The sequence below is a fragment of the Sphingomonas phyllosphaerae genome (assembly GCF_036946485.1).
GTDB classification, from domain to species: domain Bacteria; phylum Pseudomonadota; class Alphaproteobacteria; order Sphingomonadales; family Sphingomonadaceae; genus Sphingomonas; species Sphingomonas phyllosphaerae_E.
The window spans coordinates 630,239-642,284 of the sequence record NZ_JAQIJA010000001.1; the positions used below are offsets into that span (position 1 = coordinate 630,239).

The window sequence follows — 12,046 nt, forward strand, 5'->3', positions numbered from 1 at the left end:
GCTTGACCCGGGGTCCCGCTTCTTACGACGGTTGCGATAAGAAGCGGGGGTCCCGGATCAAGTCCGGGGTGACGGTGTGATTATCGTTCGTTGAGGTAATAACGGTCGGTCGCGTTGAGCGCGTCGTCGAGTTCGTACACGATCGGCTGGCCGGTCGGGATCTCCAGCCCGGTGATCTCGTCGTCGGAAATCCCCGACAGATGCTTGACCAGCGCGCGGAGCGAATTGCCGTGCGCCGAGATCAGCACGCGCCGCCCGTCCTTGAGCGCAGGCGCGATGCGCCCTTCCCAATAGGGCAGGACGCGCGCGATCGTGTCCTTCAGGCTCTCGGTCGCGGGAACGTCGATCCCGGCGTAGCGGCGGTCGGCCGACAGGTCGAACTCGCTGCCCGGCTCGATCGGGGGCGGGGGCACGTCGAAGCTGCGGCGCCAGATGTGGACCTGCTCGTCGCCGTGCTTCGCCGCCGTCTCGGCCTTGTCGAGCCCGGTCAGCCCGCCGTAGTGCCGCTCGTTGAGCCGCCAGTCCTTCTCGACCGGCAGCCACAGCCGCCCCATCGCCTCGAGCGCGAGGTTGAGCGTCTTGATCGCGCGGGTCTGGAGCGAGGTGAAGGTCTGGTCGAAATCCAGCCCCTTGGCCGCCATCAGCTCACCCGCGGCGCGCGCCTCGGCCGCACCCTTTTCGGTGACGTCGACGTCCCACCAGCCGGTGAAGCGATTCTCGAGGTTCCAGGCGGACTGGCCGTGGCGGATGAGGACGAGCGTCGGCAATCGGGTTCTCCCGTTAGAGGATCAGGGTCAGGAACTGGTTGTGCGGGCTGGGTTCGTAGTCGCCGAAAGGGTCACAAGAGGTGAAGCCGGCGCTGCGGTAAAGAGTGACCGCCGGCCGGTGTAGTTCGGCCGTGCCGGTTTCCAGGCTGAGCCGATCATAGCCGCGCGCGCGTGCCGTCGTGATGACGTGCGTCAGCAACGCGCGGCCGACGCCGGTGCCGCGTGCCTCGGGCGCGGCGCGCATCGATTTGACCTCGCCGTGGCGCGGATCAAGCTGCTTGAGCGCGACGAACCCGACCAGCGATTCCTCGCGCCATCCGGTCCAGAAGGTCACCTCGGGCGCCGACAGGCCCGTCGCGTCGAGCGCGAAGGCGAATTCCGCCATATGGCCGCGCAACTCCGCGAGATGATGCGCCAGCAGTGCGGCGACATGCGGGGCGGCGGGATCGTCCTTCCTGATCTGCATCATGCGCCCCGCTGCTTGTCCGCCGAATGGCTCCGATCTAGCGAAAGGCACGACCGACACAACAGGAGAGCGCGCCCATGACGATCCGCCGCCGCACTGTCGTCCACGACGGGCCGGGTGGGCCGTTCGAGGGCGTCTTCGCCTGGGACGATGCGCAGCACGATGCACGGCCGGGGGTGCTGGTGATCCCCAACGTGCTGGGGCAAAAGGAATCGGACAACCTGAAGGCGGAGGCGCTGGCGGCGCTCGGCTACGCCGCCTTCGCTTGCGACCTGTTCGGACAGGGCAAGCGCACGCAGCGCGGCGAGGGCGCCAGCCGCTACATGGACGAACTCAACGCCGACCGGGCGCTGCTGCGCGAGCGGTTGCGCGCGTCGCTGGAGGCGTTGACGGCGCAGCCCGAGGTGGATGCCGGGAACGTCGCGGCGATCGGCTTCTGCTTCGGCGGCAAATGCGTGCTCGATATGGCGCGGGCCGGGTTGCCGATCCGGGGCGGGGTGAGCTTCCACGGCGTCTACGATCGGCCGGACTGGGAGACGGTCACGCCGATCACCGCGTCGCTGCTGATCTGCCACGGCTGGGACGATCCGCTGGGGCCGCCATCGGCGGTGGTCGCACTGGGCGAGGAACTTACCGCCGCGCGCGCCGACTGGCAGATCCACGCCTACGGCCATGCCGGTCACGCCTTCACCGATGCCAACATGCCGGCCGGCCACGTCGGTTTCGGATATAACGCGAAGGCGGACGCGCGTAGCTGGCAAACTATGCGTCAATTCTTACAAAACGTCTTGGAAAACAAGCCGATCGTTGCTGCCGACACTATAATATTGTAGCTGCATTGTCTCAAACGACGAGTGAGACGCAATCACAGACGTCGTTTCAAGACCGAAACGAAGGCTCGGGGACGTCGGCGGCTATGAGTATCACGATCTATGCGCCGGCGCCCACGCCCAATGACGAAGCGGCACGCGAACGCGCGGTGATCGCGTCCGGCGCGCTGGACGCGCGTGACGACGCCGTGTTGGTGGACTTGGTGGGGCAGGCGCGGGAGAAGCTGGGCACCGGCATGGCGGCGGTGTCGATCCTGTCGCGCGACTGGCAATATCTGATCGCGGTCAGCGGCGTCAGCTCGCGTACGTACAGCCGCCGCATGTCGTTGTGCGGACATGCGATCATCACGCCGCGCGCGGTGTTTTGCGTCGAGGATGCGCGCGCGGACCCGCGCTTTGCGGACAATCCGGTGCTGATCGACGGCGGGCAAGTGCGATTTTATGCCGGCGCGCCCTTGGTCGATTCCGACCATTTTCCGATCGGCACCTTCTGCGTGTTCGATCGTACCCCGCGCAGCGATTTCGGGGCGTATGAGCAGATGCACCTGAAGCAGATGGCCGATGCGGTGATTGCGCGACTGACGGCGCGCCGCGACGCGCCGCTGGCGCGCTGACGAATCAGCCCGCCGCCGCGGCGCGGTGGTGGCGGATGACCTCGTCGATGATGAAGCGCAGGAATTTTTCGGAGAATTCCGGGTCCAGTTCGGCGTCCTCGCTCAACTGGCGCAGCCGCGCGATCTGCGCCTCCTCGCGGCCGGGATCGGCGGCGGGCAGCCCAGTCTGCGCCTTGTAGGTGCCGACCGCCTGTGTGATCTTGAACCGCTCGGCGAGCAGGCACACCAGCGCCGCGTCGATATTGTCGATGCTCTTGCGATAGCCCTTCAGAACGTCGTCGGTCACCACGGCTTCCCCGTCAAAGCGATAATGGTCATGCAGCCCGCGCTTGCGTTGCGCGCGTGCCTCCCCCTAAGGGCAGGAACAGATGAGCGCTACCTTGCACCGACTTCCCGGGCACACGCCCTCGCTCGATCCGATGATCGGGCTGGTCGCCGCCGACATGGATCACGTCAATGCCGTGATCGTCGAGCGGATGCGATCGGAGATTCCCTTGATCCCGGAGCTGGCCGGGCATCTGATCGCGGGCGGGGGCAAAAGGATGCGCCCGATGCTGACGCTCGCGGGCGCGCAGCTGGTCGGCTATGGCGGTGACCGGCACCACCTCCTCGCCGCCGCGGTGGAGTTCATCCACACCGCGACGCTGCTCCACGACGATGTCGTCGATGGCTCGGACCTGCGCCGGGGCAAGCGCACCGCCAATATCATCTGGGGCAATCCCGCCAGCGTGCTGGTCGGCGATTTCCTGTTCTCGCGCTCGTTCGAGCTGATGGTGGCGGGCGGGAACATGCGGGCGCTCGAAATTCTCTCGAACGCCTCGGCGGTGATCGCGGAGGGCGAGGTCAACCAGTTGACCGCGGCGCGGCGCGTCGACCTGCCCGAGGAACGTTACCTCGACATCATCCATGCGAAGACCGCGGCGCTGTTCGCCGCCGCGTGCCGGATCGCGGCGGTGGTCGCCGAACGGCCGGCGGTGGAGGAGCAGGCGCTCGACTCTTACGGCCGTAATCTCGGCATCGCGTTCCAGCTGGTCGACGATGCGATCGACTATACCAGCGATGCCGGGACGATGGGCAAGGATGCCGGCGACGATTTCCGCGAAGGCAAGATGACGCTGCCCGTCATCCTCGCCTATGCGCGAGGTGGCGACGAGGACCGCACCTTCTGGCGCGACGCGGTCGAGGGACGGCGGGCGAGCGATGCCGATTTCGCGCATTCGATCGATCTGGTCCGCCGCACCCGTGCGGTCGACGATACGCTGGCGCGGGCGCGGCATTATGGGCAGCGCGCGATCGAGTCGCTGGCGATCTTCGCCGACAGCGCGATCAAGGAGGCGATGGTCGAGGCGGTCGAGTTCGCGGTGGCGCGGGCGTATTGATACTGGCCGGTTTGTCGTCATTGCGAGTGTAGCGAAGCAATCCAGCGCGTCTTGATCCGGCTCTGGATTGCTTCGCTACGCTCGCAATGACGGGGGGGGGGCGTGCCGCATCGTCATCCCGGACTTGATCCGGGATCCCGCTTCTTGGCGACGCGGGCGAAGAAAAAGCGGGGCCCCGGATCAAGTCCGGGGCGACGGTGGATGGCTCAGTTTTCGTCGCCCATGCGCAGCGCGGCGATGAAGGCTTCCTGCGGGATGCTGACGCTGCCGTATTCGCGCATCTTCGCCTTGCCCTTCTTCTGCTTCTCCAGCAGCTTGCGCTTACGTGTTGCGTCGCCGCCGTAGCATTTGGCGGTAACGTCCTTGCGCATCGCGCTGATCGTCTCGCGCGCGATCACCTTGCCGCCGATCGCCGCCTGGATCGGGATCTTGAACAGGTGGCGCGGGATCAGTTCCTTGAGCCGCTCGCACATCCCGCGCCCGCGCGTCTCGGCGGTGCCGCGGTGGACGATCATCGACAGCGCGTCGACCGGCTCCTCGTTGACGAGGATGCTCATCTTGACGAGATCGCCCTCGCGATAGCCGATCTGGTGATAGTCGAAGCTGGCATAGCCCTTCGATAGCGACTTGAGCCGGTCGTAGAAGTCGAACACGACTTCGTTGAGCGGCAGTTCATACGTCGCCTGAGCACGTCCGCCTACGTAGGTCAGATTCTTCTGGATACCGCGGCGGTCCTGACACAGTTTCAGGATGCTGCCGAGATATTCGTCGGGGACGTAGATCACCGCCTCGATCCACGGCTCGCTGATCGACTCGATCTTGTTGGGATCGGGCATGTCGGCGGGATTGTGCAGGTCGATCTGGCCGCCGCCGTGCGTCAGTTCGATCTGATAGACGACGCTCGGCGCGGTGGTGATGAGGTCGAGGTCGTATTCGCGGGTCAGCCGCTCCTGGATGATCTCCAGATGCAGCAGCCCGAGGAAGCCGCAGCGGAAGCCGAAGCCGAGCGCGGCCGAGGTTTCCATCTCGAAACTGAACGACGCATCATTGAGCCGCAGCTTCGAAATGCTCTCACGCAGCTTCTCGAAGTCGTTGGCATCGACCGGGAAAAGCCCGCAGAATACGACCGGCTGGACTTCCTTGAACCCCGGCAGCGCCTCGGCGGCGGGCTTCTTGGCGTCGGTCAGCGTGTCGCCGACGCGGGCCTGCGCCACGTCCTTGATCTGCGCGGTGATGAAGCCGATTTCGCCCGGTCCGAGGTCGGTCAGTTGCTCGATCTTGGGGCGGAAACAGCCGACGCGATCGATCAGGTGCGTCGTTCCGGCCTGCATGAAGGTGACTTGCTGCCCCTTGCGGAGCGTTCCGTCCACCACCCGGACCAGAATCATCACGCCCAGATACGGATCGTACCACGAATCGACGAGCATCGCCTTGAGCGGTGCATCGGCATCGCCCTTCGGTGCCGGAATCTTCTGCACGATCGCTTCCAGAATGTCCGGAATGCCGATTCCCGACTTGGCGCTGGCGAGCACCGCGTCGGAGGCGTCGATGCCGATCACGTCCTCGATCTCTGTCCGGACCTTTTCGGGTTCGGCGGCGGGCAGGTCGATCTTGTTGATGACCGGCACGATCTCGTGATCGTGCTCGATCGACTGGTAGACGTTGGCGAGCGTCTGCGCCTCCACGCCCTGCGCGGCGTCCACCACCAGCAACGCGCCCTCGCACGCCGCCAGCGAACGCGACACTTCATAGGCGAAGTCGACGTGGCCGGGCGTGTCCATCAGGTTGAGGGTGTAGGTCTCACCGTCATGCGCCTTGTAGGACAGCCGCACGGTCTGCGCCTTGATGGTGATCCCGCGCTCCTTCTCGATCTCCATATTGTCGAGCACCTGCTCGCTCATCTCACGGTCGGACAGGCCGCCGGTCGCCTGGATCAGGCGGTCGGCGAGCGTCGACTTGCCATGGTCGATATGCGCGATGATCGAGAAATTGCGGATCTTGTTGAGCGGGGTCGTCATGATCCTCGCGCGCCTAGCGCAGCCTTCGCCCGAGCGATAGGGGGCGGGCGATTTCGCCGCGCCGAACCCGTCCGCCAATATGGGCCGCCTCTCGACTTTTTCGTGACACATCCGCAACGTACATTTGCCGGCCGTTGTGGTCGCAAGAGCGTCGCGGGGCTGACGCGGTAATCGAGGGGAAACACGTGGAACGTCGTGCATTCGTCGCGCTGCTGGCGGGGGCCAGCCTGTTCGTCACCGGGCCTGCGCAAGCGCAGAAGCTGGCTGGTGCCTCGTCGGGGCAGAAGCTGCAGGAGAAGACCGCCGCCGACATCCCGCATTGCGCGCGCAAGCTGGGCACGCTGTCGATCGTCGACGGCGACAATTCCTCCTATTGGACCGCATGGAACCTGGCGGCGCCGTCGAAGCTGCTGAAGGTGCTGGTGCAGCGCTCGGGCTGCTTCAACCTGGTCGATCGCGGCAGCGGGCTGAACGCCGCGGAGAAGGAGCGCGCGATCGGCGGCAATCTGGGGCTGCAACGCGGCGCGAACGTCGGACAGGGACAGATCAAGGCAGCCGATTACGTGTTGGTCGCCGAAATTCAGGGCGCCAACAACAATGTGAGCGGCAGCGGGGTGGCCGGGGGGATCGGCGGTCTGCTGGGTGGTCGCGTCGGCGGGCTGCTGGGCGGGATCAAGAGCAAGAAGCTGGAGGCCAATACCGTCCTGTCGTTGACCAACGTCCGCACCACCGAGACGCTGGCGACCGAGGAAGGCTATGCCGCCAAGAACAACCTGTCGCTGGGCGGCGGCGGCTTCTTCGCCGTCGCGGGTGCGGCGGGCGGCGGCTATGACAATACCGAGATCGGCCGGATCGTGACGCTCAGCTTCATTCAGGCGTATAGCAAGCTGGTGACCGGGCTGGGGCTGGTGACGCCGGGCGATGCGGGCACTGCGCAGGCGGCCCCGGCCAAGACCTTCACGGCACAGGCGCCGGTGGCGCTGCGCGCTTCGGCGGCGGCGAGTGCCGCGACGCTGCGCACGCTGCCGGTCGGCGCGATCGTCTATCCGACCGGCAACAAGAACGGCCTGTGGTGGGAGGTCGCGGACGAGAACGACAATGTCGGCTGGGTGTTGAATACCAAGCTGGCGCCGTCACAGGTTTCGGCGAACGCGCCCGAAATTCACTGACGGCAAGCGGCCCCCGCGTCATCGGCACGGGGGCTGTACCGAGGGTGGTGACGTCAGCGTTATTTCGTCATTGCGAGCGTAGCGAAGCAATCCAGGGCGTCCTGGTCCGGCCCTGGATTGCTTCGCTACGCTCGCAATGACGGAAAGCGCTTTGACCTGGTCAAAGGGCGGCGCGGATCGCGGTGAGCGCGTTGAGATAGCGGCGCGAGCCTTCGCCCTGGATCAGCACCCAGGGCACGCGGCGGCGTTCGAGTTCGCGCCGCGACAGGTCGAAGAAGCGCTGGCGATCGCGGTGCGAGCCGAACATGCGGGTGCCATCCTCGACCCATGGCAGGTCGATGTCGAACAGCAGGTAGAGATCGGCGGTGCCCTGCCAGCGATCGAACCACGGATCGCGCCGCCCGAACATCATGTCCGCCCACACCGCGCTCATCAGCGGATCGGTGTCGAGGATTACCGGCCGCCCGCCGCTGTCCACCGCCTTGCGCGCCTTGGCATCCTGCGTCTGCGCGATCACGACGAGGTCGGACATGGTCAGGTCGGTGCCGTAGGTCTCGCAATAGGTGCGGCCGAATTCGGCGACGCAGACCGAGTCGAACTGCTGCGCCAGTCGCGGCGCCATCGTCGACTTGCCGGTGCTCTCCGGCCCATGGAGGCAGACGGTGCGCAACGTCATGCCGGCACCATCCGCCAGCCGGCGCCGAGCGCGCGTCGCCAATCGATCAGTCCCCAGACCGCGAGCGCGAGATAGACGAGGTAGAGCCCGGCGAAGGGATAGAGCCCCTTGGCGAGATACAGCGGCACCGAGGCGAGATCGACCGCGATCCACAGCCACCAATTCTCGATCGCGCGCCGGGCCATCAGCAATTGCGCCGCGACGCTGGCGGCGGCGATCCCGGCATCCCACCACGGCAAGGCGGCGTCGGTCAGCCGGTGCATCGCGCTGCCCCATGCCAGCCAGCAGACGAGGATACCGGCCAGCCATGCGGTCCGCGCGCGGGTGTCGAGCGTGCGCACGGGGACGTCGCCGGTGCGTGCCTGCGCACGCCGCCAGTCGATCCAGCCGTATAGGTTCGCGGCGGCGAAGAAGAGCTGGAGCAACGCGTCCGAATAGAGCCGCGCGCGGAACACCACGAGCCCCAGCAGCGCGACCGAGACGATGGCGGTCGGAAAGGTCCAGATGCTGCGCCGCGCGGCCAATGCGACACAGGCGATCCCGAGGGCGGTGGCGATCCATTCGGCAAGCGACATCGTCGTGAAACCTAGCCGCGCGCCGATGTAAAAACAGCTGTGATTCCCCGCTTGCGCTCCGAATTTCCGCTGATATAAGCCGCGCCCTGTCGACGGTACATCCGACCGGCACCCTGGTCGGGGAATAGCTCAGCCTGGTAGAGCACTGCCTTCGGGAGGCAGGGGCCGGAGGTTCGAATCCTCTTTCCCCGACCACTTCATCCGCCGCGGCCGCGCGGCACCAATCTTCCGCTGATGCGTAGGGACGGCTCACCTTCAGGAGCGTGTTTCCGATGAGCGGACCCCGGTTATTCCAGCCACTTGCGATCGGCGGCCTGACGCTCGCCAACCGCATCGTCATTGCGCCGATGTGCCAATATTCGGCGGTCGACGGGTGCATGACCGATTGGCACACGATCCACCTGGGCCACTTGGCGCTGTCGGGTGCGGGCGTGCTGACGATCGAGGCCACCGCGGTCGAGCCGGCAGGTCGAATCAGCTATGCCGATGTCGGGCTGTGGGACGATGCGACCGAGGCGGCAATGGCGCGGGTGCTCGAATCGGTGCGGCGTCACTCGGACATGCCGATCGCGATCCAGTTGGCGCACGCCGGGCGCAAGGCGTCGACCGACCTGCCGTGGAAGGGCGAGCGCCAAGTCCCGGCGAGCGATCCGCATGGCTGGGAGACGGTCGCGCCGTCGGCGCTCCCCTATGATCCCAAGAACCCGCCGCCGGTGGCGCTCGATCGCGAGGGGCTGGCGCGCATTCGCGATGCGTTTGCCGAATCGGCACGGCGGGCGGCGCGGCTCGGGCTCGACCTGATCCAGATCCATGCCGCGCACGGCTATCTGCTCCACCAGTTCCTGTCGCCGCTCTCCAACCGGCGCGCCGACGACTACGGCGGGTCGCTGGAGAACCGGATACGTTTTCCGCTGGAGGTGTATGACGCGGTGCGCGCGGCGTTCCCGGCGGAGCGGCCGGTGACGGTGCGCGTGTCGGGGAGCGACTGGGTCGAGGGCGGCTGGGACGCCGAACAGACCGTCGCCTTCGCCACGGCGCTGGAGGCGCGGGGATGCGCGGCGATCCATGTGTCGAGCGGGGGCCTCGATCCGCGCCAGCAGATTCCGGTCGGACCGAGCTATCAGGTGCCGCTGGCGCGGGCGGTGAAGCAGGCGGTGTCGGTGCCGGTCGTCGCGGTCGGCCTCATCACCGAGCCGCAGCAGGCCGAGGCGATCGTCGCGACCGGCGATGCCGATCTGATCGCGCTGGCGCGGACCATCCTCTACGATCCGCGCTGGCCGTGGCATGCCGCCGCCGAGCTGGGCGCGCGGGTGAAGGCACCCGACCAATATCTCCGCTCGCAGCCGCGCCAGTACAAGCATCTGTTCGACGTGAATGGGTCGGCGGAGGATTGAGGCTGCGCGATTGTCTTCGCGGGGGGCGGGTGCCATGAGCATGGTCATGCGCTTCCTGCTTTCGTTGCTCGCTCTCGTCACCATGGCCATGCCCACGGCGGCGCAGGAGCGCGCGCCGTTGGTGCTGGCGGCGGCGAGCATGCAGGAGGCGCTGACCGACGCTGGTGACGCATGGGCGAAGGCAGGGCACGCGCGGCCGCGGCTGTCGTTCGCGGCGTCGTCGGCGCTCGCGCGGCAGATCGCTGCGGGCGGGCGCGCCGATCTGTTCGTCTCCGCGGACAGCGACTGGATGGACGATGTCGCCAAGCGCGGGTTGGTCGTGGCGGGGACGCGCGCGGTGCTGGTGCGCAATCAGCTGGTGGTGGTGTCGCGACCCGGCTTGCCGCGGGTGGTCGCGACCAAGGGCGCGGCGCTCGGCAGGCTGCTGGGCGGCGGGGCCTTGGCGATGGCCGACCCCGACAGCGTTCCGGCGGGCAAATACGGGCGCGAGGCGCTGACCCGGCTCGGGGCGTGGGAGGCGGTCGCGCCGCGCGTCGTTCGCGCGGAGAATGTCCGCGCGGCGCTGGCGCTCGTCGAGCGCGGGGTGGCGCCTTACGGGATCGTCTATGCGACCGACGCGCGGGCGGCGACCGGCGTGCAGGTCGCGGGCGTCTTCCCGCCGCGCAGCCATGCGCCGATCGTCTATCCGATCGCGCGGCTGACCGCCGGCGAGAGCCCGGAGGCGGAGGGCTTCCGCCGCTTCCTGTTGTCGCGCGCCGGGCAGGCGATCCTCGCGCGGCGCGGCTTCACGACGCGTTGAGCGAGCTGCTGCCGATCGTCCGGCTGACCCTGCTGGTCGGCGGGACCGCGACGCTGGGCGCACTGCCGGTCGCGTTCGCGCTGGCGTGGGTGCTGGCGCGGTGGCGGTTTCCGGGCAAGGTGCTGCTCGACGGGCTGGTGCATCTGCCATTGGTGGTGCCGCCGGTGGTGACGGGCTGGGTGCTGTTGCTCGCGTTCGCGCCGGCCGGGCCGATCGGGCGCGTGCTGGAGGCGGGGTTCGGGGTCAGCGTGCTGTTCCGCTGGACCGGCGCGGCGATCGCGGCCGGGGTGATGGCCTTGCCGCTGATGGTGCGCGCGATGCGGCTGTCGATCGAGGCGGTCGACCGGCGGCTGGAGCAGGCGGCGCGGACGCTGGGGGCGACGCGCTGGCGGGCCTATGCGACCGTCACGCTGCCGCTCGCCGCGCCGGGGATTGCGGCGGCGCTGGTGCTGGGGCTGGCGCGCGCGATCGGCGAGTTCGGGGCGACGATCACCTTCGTCTCGAACGTGCCGGGCGAGACGCAGACGCTGCCGCTCGCCATCTACGCGGCGCTCCAGCGGCCCGGTGGCGAGGCGGAGGTGTGGCGACTGGCGGGGGTGTCGGTGGCGCTGTCGCTGTTGGCGCTGATCGTGTCCGAGGCGCTGGTGCGGCGCGCGGGGCGGGGCGTGCATGTCCTTTGACGTCGATGTCGCCGCGCGGCGCGGGGATGCGACGGTAGGGGCGCGCTTCGTGGCCGGCGAGGGGCTGACGGTGCTGGTCGGCGCGTCGGGGGCGGGGAAGACCAGCCTGCTCGACATGATCGCCGGGCTGCTGCGGCCGATGCGCGGGCATGTGCGGGTCGGCGGGCGGACGTTGTTCGATGCCGATGCCGGCGTCGACTTGCCGCCCGAGCAGCGGCGGGCGGGCTATGTGTTTCAGGATGCGCGGCTGTTCCCGCACCGGCGCGTGCAGGCGAATTTGCTGTACGGCGCGCGCGATGCCTCGCGGCTGGCGGAGATGGCGGCGACGCTCGACATCGCGCCGCTACTGCGGCGTTGGCCGCGGACCTTGTCGGGGGGTGAGGCGCGGCGCGTGGCGATCGGGCGGGCGTTGCTGAGCGATCCGGCGTTCCTGCTGCTGGATGAGCCGCTGTCGTCGCTCGATCTGGCGCGGCGCGAGGAGGCGATGCGCGCGATCGAGCGCGTGCGGGATGCGCGCGCGGTGCCGATCCTGATGGTGACGCACGATATGCGCGAGGCGGAACGGCTGGGGGATCGGGTGATTACGATCGGGTAGAGCGTCTGTCCGTCATTGCGAGCAAAGCGAAGCAATCCAGTGACGGACCAGGACGCCCTGGATTGCTTCGCTACGCTCGCAATG

The 12,046-nt window shown here is 67.8% G+C and carries 14 protein-coding genes and 1 tRNA gene; 9 read left to right on the plus strand and 6 right to left on the minus strand.

Features of this window, described 5'->3' with window-relative positions; genetic code table 11:
- Nucleotides 1-80 precede the first annotated feature (80 nt).
- On the minus strand, nucleotides 81-767 hold the full coding sequence (gene gpmA, locus PGN16_RS02825) for a 2,3-diphosphoglycerate-dependent phosphoglycerate mutase (protein WP_335307887.1): 687 nt from the start codon (nucleotides 765-767) through the stop codon (nucleotides 81-83).
- A gap of 13 nt (nucleotides 768-780) precedes the next feature.
- Nucleotides 781-1,236, minus strand: coding sequence for a GNAT family N-acetyltransferase (locus PGN16_RS02830; protein WP_335307888.1), 456 nt, complete (start codon nucleotides 1,234-1,236; stop codon nucleotides 781-783).
- A gap of 74 nt (nucleotides 1,237-1,310) precedes the next feature.
- Here PGN16_RS02830 and PGN16_RS02835 point away from each other — a divergent pair, with 74 nt between their 5' ends.
- Nucleotides 1,311-2,066 carry a dienelactone hydrolase family protein gene (locus PGN16_RS02835; RefSeq protein ID WP_335307889.1) on the plus strand — a complete coding sequence of 252 codons (756 nt, stop codon included), beginning with the start codon at nucleotides 1,311-1,313 and terminating at the stop codon, nucleotides 2,064-2,066.
- An 83-nt stretch (nucleotides 2,067-2,149) separates the two neighbouring features.
- Nucleotides 2,150-2,677, plus strand: a complete 528-nt coding sequence (locus PGN16_RS02840) for a GAF domain-containing protein (RefSeq protein WP_335307890.1) — start codon at nucleotides 2,150-2,152, stop codon at nucleotides 2,675-2,677.
- A gap of 4 nt (nucleotides 2,678-2,681) precedes the next feature.
- Here the strand turns inward: PGN16_RS02840 and PGN16_RS02845 are convergent, their stop codons facing one another.
- The gene (locus PGN16_RS02845) at nucleotides 2,682-2,963 is read right to left on the minus strand and encodes a chorismate mutase (protein WP_335307891.1); all 282 of its coding nucleotides are present in this window, start codon (nucleotides 2,961-2,963) and stop codon (nucleotides 2,682-2,684) included.
- Nucleotides 2,964-3,045: 82 nt separating this feature from the next.
- Between PGN16_RS02845 and PGN16_RS02850 the strand changes: the two genes are divergently transcribed.
- Nucleotides 3,046-4,056, plus strand: a complete 1,011-nt coding sequence (locus tag PGN16_RS02850) for a polyprenyl synthetase family protein (protein WP_335307892.1) — start codon at nucleotides 3,046-3,048, stop codon at nucleotides 4,054-4,056.
- A gap of 206 nt (nucleotides 4,057-4,262) precedes the next feature.
- On the opposite strand, the gene lepA is transcribed toward PGN16_RS02850, so the two are convergent.
- Nucleotides 4,263-6,074, minus strand: coding sequence for a translation elongation factor 4 (lepA, locus tag PGN16_RS02855; protein ID WP_335307893.1), 1,812 nt, complete (start codon nucleotides 6,072-6,074; stop codon nucleotides 4,263-4,265).
- 260 nt (nucleotides 6,075-6,334) lie between these two features.
- Between lepA and PGN16_RS02860 the strand changes: the two genes are divergently transcribed.
- Nucleotides 6,335-7,243 (plus strand): CsgG/HfaB family protein, encoded by a 909-nt coding sequence (locus tag PGN16_RS02860; RefSeq protein ID WP_443019580.1) that lies wholly within the window; start codon nucleotides 6,335-6,337, stop codon nucleotides 7,241-7,243.
- Between the two features lie 160 nt (nucleotides 7,244-7,403).
- Here PGN16_RS02860 and PGN16_RS02865 read toward each other — a convergent pair whose 3' ends face one another.
- Entirely contained in the window at nucleotides 7,404-7,919 is a 516-nt protein-coding gene (locus PGN16_RS02865; RefSeq protein WP_335307895.1) for an AAA family ATPase, read from the minus strand.
- Nucleotides 7,916-8,494, minus strand: a complete 579-nt coding sequence (gene pnuC, locus PGN16_RS02870; protein WP_335307896.1) for a nicotinamide riboside transporter PnuC — start codon at nucleotides 8,492-8,494, stop codon at nucleotides 7,916-7,918. The genes PGN16_RS02865 and pnuC overlap by 4 nt, the downstream gene beginning before the upstream one ends.
- 118 nt (nucleotides 8,495-8,612) lie before the next feature.
- On the opposite strand from pnuC, the gene PGN16_RS02875 reads away from it, so the two are divergent.
- The 5 genes from PGN16_RS02875 (at nucleotide 8,613) to PGN16_RS02895 (ending at nucleotide 11,962) form a co-directional block, all read left to right on the plus strand.
- Nucleotides 8,613-8,689: transfer RNA gene (locus tag PGN16_RS02875), tRNA-Pro, on the plus strand.
- Between the two features lie 77 nt (nucleotides 8,690-8,766).
- Complete coding sequence (locus tag PGN16_RS02880; protein ID WP_335307897.1) at nucleotides 8,767-9,888, plus strand: NADH:flavin oxidoreductase/NADH oxidase; 1,122 nt, start codon at nucleotides 8,767-8,769, stop codon at nucleotides 9,886-9,888.
- 40 nt (nucleotides 9,889-9,928) lie between these two features.
- Complete coding sequence (gene modA / locus PGN16_RS02885; protein ID WP_335308375.1) at nucleotides 9,929-10,687, plus strand: molybdate ABC transporter substrate-binding protein; 759 nt, start codon at nucleotides 9,929-9,931, stop codon at nucleotides 10,685-10,687.
- Entirely contained in the window at nucleotides 10,684-11,367 is a 684-nt protein-coding gene (gene modB / locus PGN16_RS02890) for a molybdate ABC transporter permease subunit (protein ID WP_443019567.1), read from the plus strand. The genes modA and modB overlap by 4 nt, the downstream gene beginning before the upstream one ends.
- Nucleotides 11,357-11,962 carry an ATP-binding cassette domain-containing protein gene (locus PGN16_RS02895; RefSeq protein ID WP_335307898.1) on the plus strand — a complete coding sequence of 202 codons (606 nt, stop codon included), beginning with the start codon at nucleotides 11,357-11,359 and terminating at the stop codon, nucleotides 11,960-11,962. Before modB ends, PGN16_RS02895 begins: the two co-directional genes overlap by 11 nt.
- Nucleotides 11,963-12,046: the final 84 nt, after the last annotated feature.